This window comes from Lamprocystis purpurea DSM 4197 (assembly GCF_000379525.1).
GTDB lineage: Bacteria > Pseudomonadota > Gammaproteobacteria > Chromatiales > Chromatiaceae > Thiodictyon > Thiodictyon purpureum.
On the sequence record NZ_KB902541.1, the window covers coordinates 1 to 17286 of the forward strand.

The 17286-nt window shown below is 64.0% G+C and carries 17 protein-coding genes and 1 pseudogene; 11 read left to right on the forward strand and 7 right to left on the reverse strand.

Features of this window, described 5'->3' with window-relative positions:
* The first annotated feature begins 320 nt into the window (after window positions 1–320).
* The 5 genes and pseudogenes from A39O_RS0126310 to A39O_RS0126330 all read left to right on the forward strand — a co-directional run bounded on the left by A39O_RS0126310 (window position 321) and on the right by A39O_RS0126330 (window position 3872).
* Window positions 321–1457, forward strand: a complete 1137-nt coding sequence (locus tag A39O_RS0126310) for a DUF3696 domain-containing protein (RefSeq protein WP_026199753.1) — start codon at window positions 321–323, stop codon at window positions 1455–1457.
* A 6-nt stretch (window positions 1458–1463) separates the two neighbouring features.
* Window positions 1464–2303, forward strand: coding sequence for a DUF4160 domain-containing protein (locus A39O_RS0126315; protein ID WP_020507647.1), 840 nt, complete (start codon window positions 1464–1466; stop codon window positions 2301–2303).
* A gap of 244 nt (window positions 2304–2547) precedes the next feature.
* Entirely contained in the window at window positions 2548–2763 is a 216-nt protein-coding gene (locus tag A39O_RS0126320) for a type II toxin-antitoxin system Phd/YefM family antitoxin (RefSeq protein WP_020507648.1), read from the forward strand.
* A gap of 90 nt (window positions 2764–2853) precedes the next feature.
* Window positions 2854–2973: pseudogene (locus A39O_RS40045) on the forward strand (type II toxin-antitoxin system Phd/YefM family antitoxin); the annotation flags it as partial.
* A gap of 125 nt (window positions 2974–3098) precedes the next feature.
* A complete protein-coding gene (locus A39O_RS0126330; RefSeq protein ID WP_020507649.1) occupies window positions 3099–3872 on the forward strand; it encodes a ferredoxin reductase domain-containing protein in 774 nt (257 codons plus the stop codon).
* 351 nt (window positions 3873–4223) lie between these two features.
* Here the strand turns inward: A39O_RS0126330 and ubiB are convergent, their stop codons facing one another.
* From ubiB to ubiE, 3 genes are read right to left on the reverse strand one after another with little or no spacing between them, the layout of a single operon-like run.
* Window positions 4224–5867, reverse strand: a complete 1644-nt coding sequence (gene ubiB, locus A39O_RS0126335; RefSeq protein WP_020507650.1) for a ubiquinone biosynthesis regulatory protein kinase UbiB — start codon at window positions 5865–5867, stop codon at window positions 4224–4226.
* Complete coding sequence (locus A39O_RS0126340) at window positions 5864–6553, reverse strand: ubiquinone biosynthesis accessory factor UbiJ (protein WP_020507651.1); 690 nt, start codon at window positions 6551–6553, stop codon at window positions 5864–5866. The genes ubiB and A39O_RS0126340 overlap by 4 nt, the downstream gene beginning before the upstream one ends.
* On the reverse strand, window positions 6550–7299 hold the full coding sequence (gene ubiE, locus A39O_RS0126345) for a bifunctional demethylmenaquinone methyltransferase/2-methoxy-6-polyprenyl-1,4-benzoquinol methylase UbiE (RefSeq protein ID WP_020507652.1): 750 nt from the start codon (window positions 7297–7299) through the stop codon (window positions 6550–6552). The genes A39O_RS0126340 and ubiE overlap by 4 nt, the downstream gene beginning before the upstream one ends.
* Window positions 7300–7982: 683 nt before the next feature.
* On the opposite strand from ubiE, the gene A39O_RS0126350 reads away from it, so the two are divergent.
* Window positions 7983–8441, forward strand: coding sequence for an REP-associated tyrosine transposase (locus A39O_RS0126350; RefSeq protein ID WP_020507653.1), 459 nt, complete (start codon window positions 7983–7985; stop codon window positions 8439–8441).
* A gap of 96 nt (window positions 8442–8537) precedes the next feature.
* Here A39O_RS0126350 and A39O_RS0126355 read toward each other — a convergent pair whose 3' ends face one another.
* The 3 genes from A39O_RS0126355 to hslV form a co-directional block, all read right to left on the reverse strand.
* Window positions 8538–8897, reverse strand: coding sequence for a gamma-butyrobetaine hydroxylase-like domain-containing protein (locus A39O_RS0126355; protein WP_020507654.1), 360 nt, complete (start codon window positions 8895–8897; stop codon window positions 8538–8540).
* A 170-nt stretch (window positions 8898–9067) separates the two neighbouring features.
* A complete protein-coding gene (hslU, locus tag A39O_RS0126360) occupies window positions 9068–10399 on the reverse strand; it encodes an ATP-dependent protease ATPase subunit HslU (protein ID WP_020507655.1) in 1332 nt (443 codons plus the stop codon).
* Window positions 10400–10510: 111 nt separating this feature from the next.
* Window positions 10511–11056, reverse strand: coding sequence for an ATP-dependent protease subunit HslV (gene hslV / locus A39O_RS0126365; protein ID WP_020507656.1), 546 nt, complete (start codon window positions 11054–11056; stop codon window positions 10511–10513).
* A gap of 125 nt (window positions 11057–11181) precedes the next feature.
* Here hslV and A39O_RS35320 point away from each other — a divergent pair, with 125 nt between their 5' ends.
* Window positions 11182–11751, forward strand: coding sequence for a gamma carbonic anhydrase family protein (locus A39O_RS35320; RefSeq protein WP_020507657.1), 570 nt, complete (start codon window positions 11182–11184; stop codon window positions 11749–11751).
* On the opposite strand, the gene A39O_RS37170 is transcribed toward A39O_RS35320, so the two are convergent.
* Window positions 11723–12934, reverse strand: a complete 1212-nt coding sequence (locus A39O_RS37170; RefSeq protein ID WP_020507658.1) for a hypothetical protein — start codon at window positions 12932–12934, stop codon at window positions 11723–11725. The two genes, A39O_RS35320 and A39O_RS37170, sit on opposite strands and share 29 nt — an antisense overlap.
* A gap of 379 nt (window positions 12935–13313) precedes the next feature.
* Between A39O_RS37170 and miaB the strand changes: the two genes are divergently transcribed.
* The 4 genes from miaB to A39O_RS35335 are packed head-to-tail and all read left to right on the forward strand — an operon-like array spanning window position 13314 to window position 17184.
* Entirely contained in the window at window positions 13314–14672 is a 1359-nt protein-coding gene (gene miaB, locus A39O_RS35330; protein WP_020507659.1) for a tRNA (N6-isopentenyl adenosine(37)-C2)-methylthiotransferase MiaB, read from the forward strand.
* Between the two features lie 42 nt (window positions 14673–14714).
* Window positions 14715–15803, forward strand: a complete 1089-nt coding sequence (locus A39O_RS0126385; protein WP_020507660.1) for a PhoH family protein — start codon at window positions 14715–14717, stop codon at window positions 15801–15803.
* 20 nt (window positions 15804–15823) lie between these two features.
* Entirely contained in the window at window positions 15824–16312 is a 489-nt protein-coding gene (ybeY, locus tag A39O_RS0126390; RefSeq protein WP_020507661.1) for an rRNA maturation RNase YbeY, read from the forward strand.
* Window positions 16309–17184, forward strand: coding sequence for an HlyC/CorC family transporter (locus A39O_RS35335; protein ID WP_020507662.1), 876 nt, complete (start codon window positions 16309–16311; stop codon window positions 17182–17184). Before ybeY ends, A39O_RS35335 begins: the two co-directional genes overlap by 4 nt.
* The last annotated feature ends 102 nt before the right edge of the window (window positions 17185–17286 follow it).

The following is a 17286-nucleotide window of genomic DNA, read 5'->3' on the forward strand; positions in this document are numbered from 1 at the left end:
GAACTTCGCCAAGTCTCGGACCGCGGCCAGGTAACTTTCGTGGGTGCGCGGCGAGAAGCCATGCATCTGCATGGCGGTGATCATCTGCTCACGTAAGGGAGTCATCGTCCAGTGCTCTGTTAACGACCCGGATCGGGCCGTTAAAAGTGTGGACGATGGGAGCCGGGGCGGGGCTGGAGGTCAACCGCGGGGCGGCTGGGGATATCCGCGCGTTGTTCGCGATTCAATGGCGCTATGGGATGGGCGCGGTAGGCCCCGCGGAGCGGATTAGTTCAACAAACGGTTAGAAGTCATACACTCGATTTTTGACGAGGTACTCCGTGCTTGAGCGTATTCGTTTAGGTAATTTCAAGGCCGCTCGCGATCTTGATCTACCGCTCGGGTCCTTGACTCTGCTCGCCGGCCTGAACGGCTCTGGTAAGAGTACGGTCTTACAGGCACTTGCGGCCATTCGCCAATCGTATACGCTTGGCTGTTCCACCGGGATGCGACTCGGTGGCCCCTTGGTCGCGCTCGGTCAGGGAATCGATGTCTTGAGCGAAGGGGCGAAGGAGGAAACGGTCACAGTGGAGACTCTTGATACTGGTGGTGTGCAACGGTGGACATACAGGGTCCCTGGCAAGGAGCCCGACGCCAGCGAGCTTGAGCTCATCGATTCACCGACCACTGCACGAGGCTTTGCCGTCACCGAGCATTTCCAATACCTTCAAGCCGACCGTATTGTCCCTCGCACTTTGTATCCCCAAGCAGACCAACAAGCGCGGAGCATCGGGATGCTGGGCAGTCACGGCGAGTTCACCGCAGACTTCCTCGCCCGAAATGGTGACCAGGTCGTCTCGGAGCGGCGACGCTGCTCGGCCGATAGCGTTGCATTGGATGCGGCCACCTGGGCGAAGATCGCCCCAACCCATCGATTGCTCGATCAGGTCAATGGCTGGCTCCAACAGATCAGTCCGGGCGCACGGTCACGCGCAGAGGCACTCAAGCGCACGGACGAGGTGATACTTCAGTTTCAGTATGTCGGACAAGCCAACGGACTGGATTCAAGCTATTATCGGCCAACCCACGTAGGATTTGGTCTGACCTATAGCTTGCCGATTCTCGTTGCATGTCTGGCTGCGCCGCCCGGTGCCTTGTTACTTATCGAGAATCCAGAAGCACATCTGCATCCGCAGGGGCAGGCAAAGCTTGGGGATCTGTTGGCCCGCTGCGCCGCGGACGGCGTTCAGATCATTGTAGAGACGCATAGCGATCATGTGCTGAACGGTATCCGGTTAACGGTCAAACGGGGGTTGATTACAGCCCAAGATGTACGACTCTGTTATTTCACCAGAGATGTAGCGACTGGGGATTGTTACGTCGAACTGCCGACTGTCTTGCCAGACGGCCAACTGAGCAACTGGCCGGAGGGTTTCTTCGACCAGTGGGAGAAGAGCCTGGAAGCGCTACTGGATTAGCCCGGAATGCGGCCACTGCCAATCTATTTCAATGAGCTGTCGTCCCCCTGCGCAGTGCCGGACAACACGCCCGGAGCGGAATGGCAGGCGTGGGCGACGATGTTATTCACCTGTGTGAGAGAGGTTTCGCGCCGGAAAATTGAGCTCGATGTCGTCTTCATAGCCGGTCACTGGCATGGCCTTGCCGGAACAAAGCCGCTTTCTCAGTGGATAAAGCAGTGGATTGGAAATGACAACTTCAAATGGCTATTGTCGCGGGTGAGGAACGTCGCGGCGTCGACACAGGATTGCGAGGTCAGTTTTGAAAACAAGAAAGCCGACGGTTTGACGCATGCCCACGTGGCCGGAAGTTGGGCATTTAGCTTCCCAGTGCCGGATTCGCCATGGCTTGCCCCGCAAGTTGCCGCTACAGAGCATTGCCTCGGCGTCGATGGGTTAGACGAGCACCAATGCGCTATCAGGAATCTTGGGACTTCTGATCATGTTCGCCATTGGCGGCAGGAACTGGAGGACTGGGGTCGAGTCTTGGCCGGCAACAACGTAATCTCCAGTATTTCCGGCTATCCGCTCCTAATGTATCCGAATGACCACGGATATCCGCACGTCCATCTTGTCGATCCCGATATCATAAAAGAGGGACGCAAGGGAACTTTGGCAAAATACCGGGTCGACGTATTCGAACGCATGGAAGGTCCTCCGCGCTGGGATAGTGAGGTGCGCCCTTGGATCGAGCGCCACCGGGCTGATCTGCTAAGCTCATGGGACGTCAAGGAGGTCACCCAGCCCAGATCACAGATTAACCCGATCGGAATACTGTATCCTGCGGGCATGACTGTAGTGCACTGATATAGCTGGCCGTTAGTGCGTGCTCTGTCTCGGGGGGGCGACTCAGGATAATTCTCACGCAGGCTAGCCGGGCCAGCCTAGAATAGGCTGACTGGGATGGCTGTTCAGCGCAAATGATGGGTTTCGCAGCGCCGGCTGGCCGCCGCTTCGGCAAGGTGAGCGTTTGGGAAGGAGAGCGCCTTGCGGTCTTGTGTCCCCGGAGACTAGACTTGACCATTGCAACTTAGCTAATGAAGGCGCGGTGATGGCCCTCCAGGTCAACATCCATGAGGCGAAGACTCAACTTTCCAAGATCATCGCCCGGGCCTGTCGCGGAGAGGAGATCGTCATCGCCAAGGCCGGCCGACCGTTGGTGCGGCTGACCCCGATCGAGCAACGGCCAAGCGGTCGGCGCTTCGGCGCACTGCGAGGAAAGGCGCGGAAAACTGTGGTCTGTCCCCGGTTTCGCCCGGTTTCGTGAGGTGAGCGTTTGGGAAGGAGAGCGCCTTGCGGTCTTGTGTCCCCGGAGACTAGACTTGACCATTGCAACTTAGCTAATGAAGGCGCGGTGATGGCCCTCCAGGTCAACATCCATGAGGCGAAGACTCAACTTTCCAAGATCATCGCCCGGGCCTGTCGCGGAGAGGAGATCGTCATCGCCAAGGCCGGCCGACCGTTGGTGCGGCTGACCCCGATCGAGCAACGGCCAAGCGGTCGGCGCTTCGGCGCACTGCGAGGAAAGGCGCGGAAAACTGTGGTCTGTCCCCGGTTTCGCGGAAAACTGTGGTCTGTCCCCGGTTTCGTGCTGCCGATGAAGTGCGCCATCTCTCGGTCCAGGTACTGGATCCGGCCTTCCAGTTCGCTGAGGGTCAGAGTATCGGGGTGGTCGTCCCCGGTCCTCATCCATTCGGCAACCCCTATCATGTGCGGCGCTATTCGATCGCCAATGCGCGCAGCGTGCCGCAGGATTCGGGCGTCGCCCTGGACCTCCTGGTGCGCCGCTGCTTCTCTATCGACGAGGTGAGCGGTGAGCGTTACCCCGGCATCGCCTCCAATTATCTCTGCGATGCCAAGCCCGGCGACCGCTTGACGATCAGCGGACCCTATCTCAGCCCATTCAAGATGCCGCTGGATAACAACGCCAATCTGCTGATGATCGGCACCGGCACCGGCATCGCACCCTTCCGCGCCTTCGTCCAGCTCATCTACGAACGCCGCGGCGGTTGGCAGGGTCAGGTCCGCCTCTATTACGGCGGCCGGACCGGACTCGACCTCATGTACGCCAACGACGAGACCACCGACCTCGCCGACTATTATGACGAGGCCACCTTCAAAGCCTTCAAGTCGCTGGCTCAGCGTCCGCTGATGCGCTCCTCCGATGCCCTGGAGCAAGGACTGTCGGAGCACGCGGCCGAGGCTTGGGCGCTCATTCAGGACCCCAAGACCCATGTGTTCGTCGCCGGACTCGGACGCATCGCCACCGTTCTGGACAAGGTCATGGCGGATCAGGCCGGCTCGGCCGACGCCTGGAAGGCAAGCAAGCAGACGCTGATCGACGAGAAGCGTTGGTCCGAGTTGGTCTACAACTGACCCGGTAGAGGAGGGCACCACGCGGCGCGGCATCGATCTTCGTTGCGGCCGGCTGCGGACGGTAACACCGCGATCTGTAGCGGACCGACGACCGCGCAAATCACACGCGACTTTAGGGGCGACTTAGGTGATTTCCGGAACACCGGATATCACCCACCATCGGCTCGAATGTAGGTGCGACTGAAGTCGCACCTACACTGACCGGTATCCAAATTGTCGGAAATCGCCTTAAGTCGCTCCAACAGGTCGGTCGATCCTTGTCCCTGAAATCACCTTGACCTGATTGTGGGTGGCTCGTATCTCAGCAAGATTATCAATATATTACAGAGTGTTAGATGTGGAGAAGTCGAGTTAACGACTGGCTGAAACGAACAACCAGGCGCCGCTGAGATAGCACAGACCAACCAGCGCCAGGCTCAACTCCTGGGGCTGGAGCCAGGGACCGGGACCCAGGGTCAGCACCAGGGTGCCGCAGACGGCGAGGGCGGCCCCGGCCAGGGCGCGGACCGACGCGATACGGGCGGCGTCATCGCCCCGGTCGCCATTGGTTCCGTTGGCAGTGACCGGATGGCGGAGTTGCCGGTCGTAGGCGGTGATGATGCGGTGGGCGATCAGCGGCAAATCCGGAATCTGGTCGGCGATCGTCAGCAGGTTACGCCGGGTGCGCCGCACCAGGCCCTTGACGCCGATCTGGTCGCGCATCCAGCGTTCCATGTAAGGTTTGGCGGTGGTCCAGAGGTCCAGTTCCGGGTAGAGCATCCGGCCCAAGCCCTCGATGTTGAGCAGGGTCTTCTCCAGCAGGACGAGTTGGGGCTGAACTTCCATGTCGAAACGCCTGGCGGTCTGGAACAGCCGCACCAGGAAATGGCCGAATGAGATCTCGGCCAGCGGCTTCTCGAAAATCGGCTCACAGACGGTGCGAATGGCGGACTCGAATTCGTCGACCCGGGTGCCGGCCGGAACCCAGCCGGATTCCACGTGCAGTTCGGCGACCCGCCGGTAGTCGCGCTCGAAGAAGGCAAGCAGGTTCTCCGCCAGATAGCGCTGATCCTCGCTGGTCAGGGTGCCGACGATGCCGAAATCGATGGCGATGTAACGTCCGCTCGGCTCGACGAAGATGTTGCCGGGATGCATGTCGGCGTGGAAGAAATTGTCGCGGAACACCTGGGTGAAGAAGATCTCGACCCCGCGCTCACCCAGCAGCTTCATGCTCACGCCCTGCTGCTTGAGCCGCGCCACATCGCTCACCGGAGTGCCGTAAATGCGCTCCATGACCAGGACGCCGGAGCGGGTCCAGTCCCAATAGACTTCCGGGATGTAGAGCATCTCGCTGTGCAGCCAGTTGCGCCGCAGTTGGGAGGCGTTGGCCGCCTCGCGCTGCATATCCAGCTCGTCGAAGATGGTCTTTTCGTATTCACGCACCACGTCGACCGGGCGCAGCCGACGCGCGTCCGGCCAATAGCGCTCGGCCATCTGGGCGATGGTGTAGAGCAGATCGATGTCCTGCCGGATGGTCTTTTCGATGCCCGGACGCAGCACCTTGACGACGACTTGGGTGCCGTCCTTGAGTCGGCCGGTGTGGACCTGGGCGATGGAGGCAGAGGCCAGCGGCACCACGTCGAAGGCGTCCAGCACCTCGCCCACCGGGCGGCCCCAGGCTTTCTCGATCAAGGCCTGGGCCTGGACTCCGGGGAAGGGCGGCACCCGGTCCTGCAGCTTGGCCAGTTCGACCGCCAGATCATCAGGCAGCAGGTCACGGCGGGTGGAGAGGATCTGTCCGAACTTGACGAAGATCGGTCCGAGGTCTTCCAGGGCGAGGCGGACCCGCACCGGGTAGGTCGGCAACTCGCCGCGCAGCCAGTACCAGGGGCTGAGATAGAGCACCCACCGCAGTGGCCGGAACAGGTGGGTGGCGAGGATGACCTCGTCCAGGCCGTGGCGCAACAGGACCCAGTTGATACGAAACAGGCGCAGGGCCTGGCGGGGGCCGATCATCGCTGGCCGCCGTGCTCCGCCTCGGTCATGGGCACCCGGTCGGCGAGTCGCCTGATACGCTCGGCCAGACGGTCGACGTCATCACGCAGGTCATCGACCTGATCAAGGAACTCATCCAGCTCGTAGCGGCTGGGCAGCAGCCGCGACTCTTCCTCCAGGTATTCCTTGAGATTGGCCCGCACGGCGTGCGACGTGCGGTCTCCCCACTCCTGGGCCGAACGCAGGGCACGTCCGATCTGGTTGGCGACGGGGTCACCCAGCACTTGGGCGAGTTGCTCCTCCCAGTCCACGTCCAGTGCGGCCAGGGCATCGCTCAACGCCTGTGCGACCGCGGTGTCGCCTTCGATATGCACTGCCCCGGAGCGGATCTGTTCGTCCTTGCGCTGCGCCGTCATCATGCGAACCAGGGCGAGCGGGGCGCCGCGGATCATGCAATCCGGTTTGGCATCATAGTTGCCGAAGACCTGGATCCGATCCGGTCCCGGGATTAGGGTGAGATGGGTGCCGATGCCCTCGATCTGGATGGAGCAGATGCGGCCATAAATGGGTTCGAAACCGCGGGCGCCCTCGGGGTCGAGCGCGATGTACCGGTTCAGTGCCGCTTCGGCGGCGGCCAACAGGGCCGCGGGCAGTTCGAAGGTCGCCGTTTCATGAGGATGGCTGGTGTACGTGTCGTCGATGGTCACAGTTTGTACCCTCGGTGAATGGCCACAACCCCGCCGGTCAGGTTGAAGAAATCACAGCGCTCAAACCCGGCGTCTTCCATCATTGCGCGCAGCGTCTCTTGGTCCGGGTGCATGCGGATCGATTCCGCCAGATAGCGGTAGCTCTCCGCGTCGTTGGTTACCAGCCGGCCCAGGGTGGGCAAGACATTGAATGAATAAAGATCATAGACGCGTCCAAAGGCTTTGCTGGTGGGGTGCGAAAACTCCAGGATCAGCGCCCGTCCGCCGGGGCGCAGGACGCGATACATCTCACTGATCGCCCATTCCTTGTGGGTGACGTTGCGCAGTCCGAAGCCGATGGTCACGCAGTCGAAGTGATCGGACGCGAAGGGCAGGCGCTCCGCGTTGGCCAGGGCATAGTGCAGATTGCCGATGCGGCCCTGATCGGTCAGGCGTTCGCGTCCGCGGGTCAGCATGGCCTCGTTGATGTCGGACATCACGACCTCGCCCGCGGCGCCGACGATGCCGGCGAAACGCGCGGCCAAATCCCCGGTGCCGGACGCCAGGTCCAAGACCCGCTGGCCGCGGCGCACCCCGGCCAGGGCGATGGCGTGGCGCTTCCACAGCCGATGGATCCCGAGCGACATCAGATCGTTCATGATGTCATAGCGCGATGCCACCGAGTCGAAGACTTCGCGCACGCGCACTGCCTTCTCATCGACCGGCACCTGCCGGTAGCCGAAATGGGTCGTCTCTTTGTCGGTCATAGCCTGATTCTCTGCTCGCAATGGGCGTAATTCTACACGATGGCGGGCCGGTCCCGGCGCTGCTCGTCAGCGCTGGTTGCGGCTCGGTTCCCGTGGGAGCGGCGTCCCGCCGCGATGCGGTGCCGGGGTGCGCGGGGGGAGTCGCGGCCGGAGGCCGCTCCCACGGGGCGGAGCGGGGCGGTTGCGGCTGTGCGGGATTTCGTGGGAGCGGCGTCCCGCCGCGATGCGGTGCCGGGGTGGGCGGGGGGAGTCGCGGCCGGAGGCCGCTCCCACGGGGCGGAGCGGGGCGATTGCGGCTGTGCGGGATCTCGTGGGAGCGGCGTCCCGCCGCGATGCGGTGCCGGGGTGCGCGGGGGGAGTCGCGGCCGGAGGCCGCTCCCACGGGGCGGGGCGATTGCGGCTGTGCGGGATCGCGTGGGAGCGGCGTTCCGCCGCGATGCGGTGCCGGCGTGTGCGGGGGGAGTCGCGGCCGGAGGCCGCTCCCACAGGGCGGGGCGGGGCGATTGCGGCTGTGCGGGATCGCGTGGGAGCGGCGTCCCGCCGCGATGCGGTGCCGGGGTGGGCGGGGGGAGTCGCGGCCGGAGGCCGCTCCCACGGGGCGAGCGGGGCGGTTGTAGTGGGCGCGTTTGCGCTAGACTTCGCGGGAGCGGCGTCCCGCCGCAATTGGTGTCGAGGTCGAGCCAGTGGATAAACCGCATAGTCGCGATCTGCGCAAGGGCCGCATCTCCGAGTCGGGGCGCATTTACCATATGCGTACCTCAACGGAACTCAAACGTCCTTTGTTTGCCGATTTTTGGCTTGGCCGCGAGGTGGTGAAGTCCCTGCGTTTCCTGCATCAGCGCGGCGACGTCGAGAGCCTGGCTTTCGTCGTGATGCCGGATCATCTGCATTGGCTTCTCTGCCTGACCGGGGAGCGGCCCTTGGACCGGATCATGTTGTCGCTGAAGAGCTACACGTCGCACCAGATTAACTTCCGCCGCGCGGAGCATGGTCCGGTCTGGCAAGACGGGTATTTTGACCGTGCGCTCCGGGCGGAAGAGGACCTCAAGGACATGGCGCGTTACATCGTCGCCAATCCGCTGCGAGCGGGTTTGTGTCGGCGTCTGGGGGATTACCCATTGTGGGATGCGAAATGGCTCTGAGCCCGTGGGAGCGGCGTCCCGCCGCGATGCGGTGCCTGGGTGCGCGGGGGGAATCGCGGCCGGAGGGCCGCTCCCACGGGTCGGGCGACGTTGTGCTCAGGATGGTTTCTTGCGCGCCTGTCCGGCCTTGAGCAATTCGTCCAGATACTCCTGCCACAGCCGTTCCTGGTTGAGACCGAGGTTGTAAAGATATTCCCAGGAGTAGATGCCGGTGTTGTGCTCGTCGTCGAAGTGCAGGCAAATGGCGTAGTTGCCGACCGGTTCGATCTTGTCGATGCAGACGTTTTCCTTGCCGAGTTGCAGCACCCGCTGGCCGGGGCCGTGGCCCTGGACCTCGGCGGACGGGGAGAAGACGCGCAGATATTCGCACGGCAGGTTGAAGTGCGAGCCGTCGTCATAACTCACTTCCAGCACCCGGGACTGTTGGTGTAGGTTGAGTTCAGTGGGTGTCGGCATGGTGTTCTCCGGTAACAATTGATCGGTCCCGCGGCCGCTCGCGGCGTGTCGGGACCTCGGTGGCAACTCAGGTGATTGTATAGCGTTCGGACGTGATAACCGGACGTAGGGGCGGGTTTCAAACCCGCCCCTACACGAAGGTCTGTATGGATATCAGGTACGAAGCTATATCACAGGATGTAGCGCGACAGGTCCTCATCCGCGGCCAGTTGGGACAGGTTCTGGTCCACATAAGCGGCGTTGACGGTGACGGTGACCCGATCCAGATCCGAGGCGTTGTAGGAGACATCCTCCAGCAGGCGCTCCAGAACCGTGTGCAGGCGCCGCGCGCCGATGTTCTCGGTGCGTTCGTTGACCTGCCAGGCGATCTCGGCGAGCCGGCGGATGCCGTCCTCGGTGAACTCCAGGTTCACCCCCTCGGTGGCGAGCAACGCCCGGTACTGGTCGGTCAGTGAGGCATCCGGCTCGGTCAGGATGCGCACGAAGTCTTCCGTGGTCAGCGCCTTCAGTTCCACCCGGATCGGCAGGCGGCCCTGCAATTCGGGGATCAGGTCCGAGGGTCGGGCCAGGTGGAAGGCGCCGGACGCGATGAACAGGATATGGTCGGTGCGCACCGATCCGTGCTTAGTCGAGACCGTGCTGCCCTCGACCAGGGGCAGCAGGTCGCGCTGCACGCCCTCGCGGGAGACATCGGCCCCGGACATCCCCTCGGCGCGGCGGGTGACTTTGTCGATCTCGTCCAGAAAGACGATGCCGTTCTGTTCCACGTTCTCGATGGCGCGCAGCTTGAGTTCTTCTTCATTGACCCGCTTGGACGCCTCTTCATCGGTGAGCAGCTTGCGGGCGTCCTTGATGCGCAGTTTGCGCCGCTTGGTGCGGCCCTGACCCAGGTTCTGAAAGAGTCCCTGGAGCTGATTGGTCATCTCTTCCATACCGGGCGGGGCCATGATCTCGACGCCCAAGGGGGCGGCGGAGACCTGGAGTTCCACCTCGCGCTCGTCCAGTTCACCCGCCCGCAGCTTGGTCCGGAATTTCTCGCGGGTTGCTGAGCTGGTGCTGCTGCGGGTTTCTTCCTCGAAGTTGGCCGGCGGTGGGAGCAGCGCGTCCAGGATGCGCTCTTCGGCCGCGGCCGCGGCCATGTCGCCGAGCTTTTCCATTTCCTGTTCGCGCGAAAGCTTCACGCCGATATCGGCCAGATCGCGGATGATCGACTCCACGTCGCGCCCGACATAGCCGACCTCGGTGAACTTGGTCGCCTCGATCTTGATGAAGGGGGCATTGGCCAGACGCGCCAGTCGGCGGGCGATCTCGGTCTTACCGACTCCGGTGGGGCCGATCATCAGGATGTTCTTGGGTGTGATCTCCGAGCGCAGCGGCTCGGCGATCTGCATCCGCCGCCAGCGGTTGCGCAGCGCGATGGCGACCGCGCGCTTGGCCTCGTCCTGGCCGACGATGTGCTTGTTCAGTTCAGCGACGATCTCTTGGGGGGTGATTTCCGGCATGGTGTACGCGTCTGCAGGTTGGCCGCCCGGATGGACGGCACGGCGTAAGCGGTGGAAGGTGCGGGTCGGGCCGGGATTCCGCAAGGGCAACCCGGTTATCCCAGCGGCTGCTCAGGACGGGGCGTCCAGTTCCTCGATCACCAGGTTATGGTTGGTGTAGACGCAGATATCGGCGGCGATGTGCAGCGCGCGCTCCACGATCTCGCGCGCTGTGAGTTCGGTGTTCTCAAGCAGTGCCCGCGCCGCGGCCTGGGCAAAGGCGCCGCCGGAGCCGATCGCCATCAGGTCATGCTCCGGCTCGATGACATCTCCGGTGCCGGAGATGATCAGCGAGGACTGGCTGTCGGCGATACACAGCAAGGCTTCGAGGCGGCGCAGCATCCGGTCGGTGCGCCAGTCTTTGGCGAGTTCCACGGCCGAGCGGACCAGGTGACCCTGATGCTTCTCGAGTTTGCCCTCGAAGCGCTCGAACAGGGTGAAGGCGTCCGCGGTCGCCCCGGCGAATCCGGCGATGACCCGGTCTTTATAGAGCCGGCGCACTTTGCGGGCATTGCCCTTCATCACCGTCTGGCCGAGCGACACCTGGCCGTCGCCGCCGATGACGACCCGGCCGGCGCGGCGCACCGAGAGAATGGTGGTACCGTGGAAGGTCTCCATGAGATAAGGCTCCGATCGTTGGGATGGCGCATTCTACGCCAGGGACGGGCCGGGTGGCGGGGTGTCGTGTTGAGCGGCTGTCGCCCCCAATTCGGAGCCTATCGACCTCACCAACGGAGCCTGTTATGGACCCCATTCGCCCCTTTGAGGGTAAGGTCCCAGCGATCGACCCCACCGCCTGGGTGGATGCCACCGCCGTGGTGATCGGCGACGTCACGCTGGGCGCCGACGCGTCCATCTGGCCGCTGTGCGTTGTGCGCGGTGATATCCACCGGATCAGCATCGGCGCCGCAACCAACATTCAGGACGGCAGCATCCTGCATGTCTCCCACGACAGCCGTTTCATGCCCGGCGGCGCTCCGCTGATCGTCCATGAGCAGGTCACCGTCGGACACCAGGTCGTCCTGCATGGCTGCGAGATCGGTGATCACTGTCTGATCGGCATCGGCTCACGCGTGTTGGACCGGGCCGTGATCGAACCCCGGACTCTGCTCGGCGCCGGGTCGCTGGTCACGCCGGGCCAGGTCCTGACCGGTGGTTATCTGTGGGTCGGTGCCCCGGCAAAAAGGGTGCGCGTCCTGACCGACCGGGAACTGGACTATCTGGAGTATTCAGCTGCCAATTACGTCCGGCTGGCGCAGCGGCATCGGATGCAGCCGGCAAACCTCAGGGAAACAGGGGTATCACCGCGGTGATCTGGTCCAGGGCCGCACTGGATTCCGCACCGATCTCACCCACTGGCGGCGTGCCCGGCCCGACGGGTTCGGCCAGGACCCAGTCGCGTCCGCGGTGATGGATCAGTCGATCGCCAGGGGCCGGGTCGAGCCCCAGGGCGAGGAAGGCGTGTCTCGGCACCAGCACCAGTGCACTGGGGATTTGGGGGTAGAGCAGGTGGGTCAGGGCGGCGAAGGCCACCGACTTGGTATCACAGTCGCCCCGATTGTCGGCCAGCATCACGACCGGCGGCAGGAAGCCGGCATCGTTCGCGCGATCCAGGAGCCGGTCATAGGGAATGGTCTGGATGAAGGCGAGGGCGGTGTTCAGCGCGGCGCGGGTGGACAGGCCCTGCACCTGGGCGCCCATGGCCTGCGCCAGGGGGGCGAGCGCGGGCAAGGCGCGCTCGCCGATGCGCGCATAGTCCGGAAAGAGTGTGCCGGATTCATCAAGTCGATAGAGCCGCTCGCGGAAATAGGCCAGCTTGAAGGTATCCATGCGCTGCTGGACCGCGGCGAACTCACTGCGCAGGTCCTGGCCGAGCCGTTCCGAGCGGCGTTCGATCTGTGTCTGGACCTGATCCGCGTAGTCGGCCACTGCCTGGTTGGCCGCGCTCTGGGCGGCCGCGAGTCGTTGCTGGATCGCCGCCAGGTCTTGGTTCGACCGGGCACTGAGGTCCAACGCGCCATCTTCCCCGCGGCTGATGCGCGCCCGGGGATAGTCGGCTTGGATCGCCGCGATGGCCTGGTCCATGTGCGTTCTGAACAGGTCTTGTTGGCGGGCCGTGAAGTCCGTCGGCGGTTTGGTCCGCCACTGGATCGACCCGTTTGGCCGCAGTTCGATTTCAATGCCCGGATGCGCCCGCTCCAGGTCGGCGACCGCACGGGTCGCCTGCCGGTCGCGTTCGGCGTCGGCGGCCTTCTCCAGATCCGCCCGGCGATAGGCGCGAAAGCCGCGACGGGCGGCGGCGATGGCGTCGGCGTCCAGCCGAAAGCGCAGGGTGTGGGTGCCTGATTGGTCGATCCAGCCGTAGTCGAACCGCCATTGAGGGCCTTCCTGATGCGCACTGAAGTGCGTCTGGCCGGGTGTTGCGGACCAGGCCGTGCCGGCGAGCAGCAGGAGGCAGGCGAGTGCGGTGGAACAGGGTAGGATGCGTCTGCGCATAAAGCGAGGGTCCTGACTGTGGAGTTCGTGAGGATTGCGGAATGCGGGCCGCGTTGTTGCGGGCTGGTTGCTGAGCGGCGGTTGCGCCGGATCCCGTGGGAGCGGCGTCCCGCCGCGATGCGGTGCCGGCGTGCGCTGGGGGAATCGCGGCCGGAGGCCGCTCCCACGGGGCGGGGCGGGGCGGGCAGGTGCGGTTGCGCCGGATCCCGTGGGAGCGGCGTCCCGCCGCGATGGGGCGCCTGGGTGTGCGGGGAGAATCGCGGCCGGAGGCCGCTCCCACGGGATCGCGGGGTCGTCGGCGATCTCCAGGGGTCGCCGCAGCCGATCCTCAATGCCTTGAATCTGGACCATCCGCCCCCCTTTCGTTACCCTAAGACTTATGTCCAAGAAACTCTACATTCAAACCTTCGGCTGCCAGATGAACGAGTACGACTCCGCGCGCATGGCGGACGTGCTGCGTGAGTCCCATGGGATGGAACTCACCCCGCGCCCCGAGGATGCGGACGTGTTGCTGCTCAACACCTGCTCCATCCGTGAGAAAGCCCAGGAAAAGGTCTTCTCCCAACTCGGCCGGTGGCGTCCGTGGAAGCTCCAGCGTCCGGATCTGGTGATCGGCGTCGGCGGTTGTGTGGCAAGTCAGGAGGGCGAGGCGATTCGCGAGCGGGCGCCCTATGTGGATCTGGTGTTCGGCCCCCAGACCCTGCACCGTCTGCCGCAGATGTTGCGTGACCTCAAGGCCGGCCGTCAGCCGCAGGTGGATGTCTCCTTCCCCGAGATCGAGAAGTTCGACTGTCTTCCGGCCCCGCGGGCGGACGGTCCAAGCGCCTTCGTCTCGGTGATGGAAGGCTGCTCGAAATACTGCACCTACTGCGTGGTCCCCTACACCCGCGGCGAGGAGGTCAGCCGGCCATTCGACGACGTCCTCGCTGAGGTCGCCGGCCTGGCCGAGCAGGGCGTGCGCGAGGTCAATCTGCTGGGCCAGAACGTCAACGCCTATCGCGGGCGCATGGACGACGGGGCCGTCGCGGATTTGGCGCTGCTGATCCGCTATGTGGCGGCTGTCGACGGGATCGACCGGATTCGTTTCACCACCAGTCATCCGGTGGAGTTCTCCGACAGTCTGATCGCGGTCTACGCCGAGGTCCCGGAGCTGGTGAGCTTCGTGCATCTGCCGGTTCAGTCGGGTTCCGACCGCATCCTGGCGGCGATGAAACGCGGTCACACCGTCCTGGAGTACCGTTCCAAGATCAAAGCGCTGCAACGCGTGCGCCCCGATATCCTGATTTCATCAGACTTTATCATCGGCTTTCCCGGTGAGACCGAGGCCGACTTCGCTGCCACCCTGGACCTGATCGATGTCGTCGGGTTCGACCAGAGCTACAGCTTCGTCTACAGTCGTCGACCCGGCACGCCGGCGGCCGACTACCCGGACGACTGCCCGCTGGATGTCAAGAAAGAACGCCTGGCGCGCCTGCAGCAGCGCATCGAGACCAATGCCCAGCGCTACAGCCGGCAACTGGTCGGCACGGTGCAGCGGGTGTTGGTCGAGCGGCCGTCGCGCAAGGACGGGGCTGAACTGGCGGGCCGCACCGAGAATAATCGGGTGGTCAACTTCGCCGGGGATCCCTCGCTGATCGGTCAGTTCGTCGATCTGACCATTACGGCGGCACTGCCGAACTCACTGCGCGGGGTGGTCAAAGCGCCGGGTTCCGCCGCGTCTCCAAGCCCTCTATTTTAGGATGAATTCCATGCTGCCTGTTCTTGCCGGATTCTGAACCGCTTGTCTACCCAACCCCAATCACTCGACCTGGAACTGAGTCCCGCGGACAACGCGCGGCTCGCCAATCTCTGCGGCCCGTTCGAGCAGCACCTGCGGCAGATCGAGCGCCGGCTCGGCATCGAGATCAGCAACCGCGGGGTGTCCTTTCGCCTGATCGGCGACGGGGCGGCGGTGCGGCTGGGCGATCAGTTGCTGCGTGACCTCTATGCCGATACGGCGGCCGAGGTCCTGAGCCCCGAGTCCATTCATCTGTCACTGCGCGAACTCGGTGCGGACGACCTGATCGTCGCCGTGGCCGATCGTTTGCCCGAGCTGCTCATCAAGACCAAGCGCGGTCTGGTCAAGGCGCGCGGGCCGAATCAGCAGGAATACCTGCACGCTATCCAGCGCCACGATATCAACTTCGGTGTCGGGCCCGCCGGCACCGGCAAGACCTACCTGGCGGTCGCCTGCGCGGTGGAGGCACTGGAGACCGATCGCGTCAGGCGCCTGCTGCTGGTGCGCCCGGCGGTGGAGGCCGGCGAGCGGCTGGGGTTTCTGCCCGGTGACCTGGCGCAGAAGATCGACCCCTATCTGCGCCCGCTCTATGACGCGCTGTTCGAGATGCTGGGTTTCGAGAAGGTCAATAAGCTGCTGGAACGCAACGTGATCGAGGTCGCGCCGCTGGCCTACATGCGCGGGCGTACCCTAAACGACGCCTTCATCATCCTGGACGAGGCACAAAACACCACGCCCGAACAGATGAAGATGTTCCTGACCCGCATCGGTTTCGGCTCGACCGCCGTCATCACGGGCGACGTGACTCAGGTCGATCTGCCGCGCGGCCAGCCGTCCGGGTTGCGTCAGGCGGTGGAGGTGCTGAAGGACGTGGACGGCATCAGCTTCACTTTTTTCAACGCCCGCGACGTGGTGCGTCATGCGCTGGTGCAGCGCATCGTCCATGCGTACGAGGCCTTCGAGCGGCCCGAACCCCTGAGTCGTCCCCGCAAATCCCAGTCGCACACCCCGGTGGCGCGGACATCGGCCGGCGCGCAAGCCCCGGCGGATGCGCAGCAGCGGGTCCCCGACGAGACTCAGGCGCAAGCGTGATGGCAACGGATGCTCAGGCAATGACCGTGGACCTCGATCTGGACCTTCAGGTGGCCGTGGAGGCCGCCGACCTGCCGGGCGAGCGGGACTTTGCCCGGTGGACGGCGGCGGCTCTGGAGGGTCGCCGGGAGCGGGCGGCACTCACGATCCGCATCGTCGCTGCACAGGAGGGGCAGGCGCTCAACCTGCGCTTTCGAGGCCGCGACCAGCCGACCAATGTCCTGTCTTTCCCCTTCGATGCGCCGCCTGGTCTGTGCGGGGTCGACGACCTGGACGCGCTGCTTGGCGATCTGGTGATCTGCGCCGACGTGGTGCAGCGCGAGGCCCTGGAGCAGGGGAAAGAGGCGTCGGCGCACTGGGCCCATCTCGTCGTCCACGGTGTGCTGCATTTGCTTGGCGATGATCATGTCACGGAGTCCGATGCGGTCGTGATGGAGGGACTGGAAACCGCCATCCTGGTCAAGTTAGGATTTCCGCCACCCTACGAGGAGACCCCCGACAGCCCATGACGAGCGATCGATCTACCGAGGACACACACCCCCGCAACTGGTTCGACCGACTGACCGCATTATTCGGGAGTGAGCCGCAAAACCGGGAGCAGTTGATCGAACTGCTCAAAGACGCCAAGCAGCGCGCCCTGCTCGACACGGAAGCCCTGAGCATGATCGAGGGCGTCCTCCAAGTCTCGGAGCTGCGGGTGCGTGACATCATGATCCCGCGGGCGGAGATGGTGTTCGTCCGTCGCGACGATAGTCTGGATCGCATTCTGGAGGTCGCGGTCAAGTCCGCGCATTCCCGCTTTCCGGTTACCGGGGATGACAAGGGCGAGGTGGTGGGCGTCATGCTCGCCAAGGATCTGCTGACCTTCTGCGTCGAAAGTGGCCGCCGACCATTCAACATCCGTGACCTGCTGCGCCCCACCGTCTTCGTCCCCGAGAGCAAGCGGCTCAACGTGCTGCTCAAGGAGTTCCGGGCCAGCCGCAACCATATGGCCATCGTGGTCGATGAGTACGGCAGCGCGGCCGGTTTGGTCACCATCGAGGACGTGCTGGAGCAGATCGTCGGCGAGATCGAGGACGAGCACGACTACGACGAGGGCGCCGAGATCTTCCGGCGCGGTCAGAATGAATACAGCGCCAAGGCGCGCACCCCCATCGACGACTTCAACGGCTACTTCGGCAGCACGCTGCCGGACAACGAGTTCGACACCATCGGCGGTCTGGTGCTCAACGCCCTGGGGCACCTGCCCAAGCGGGGTGAGTCGGTCGAAGTCGGTCCGTTCCGCTTCACGGTCATGCGCGCCGACAGTCGCCGGGTGCATTTGCTCAGCGTCGAGCGATTGGATTTCCAGCCGGAGGAGGGCGCCGAGACCGGGCATTGAGTGACCGGTTTGGCGAATTGGGCTCTCTGTTGTTGTCGTTGTCGTTATCCGATAAGCGATTCAAATCGTCGTTTCAGCCGTAGGGTGGACAAGCACTAGCGC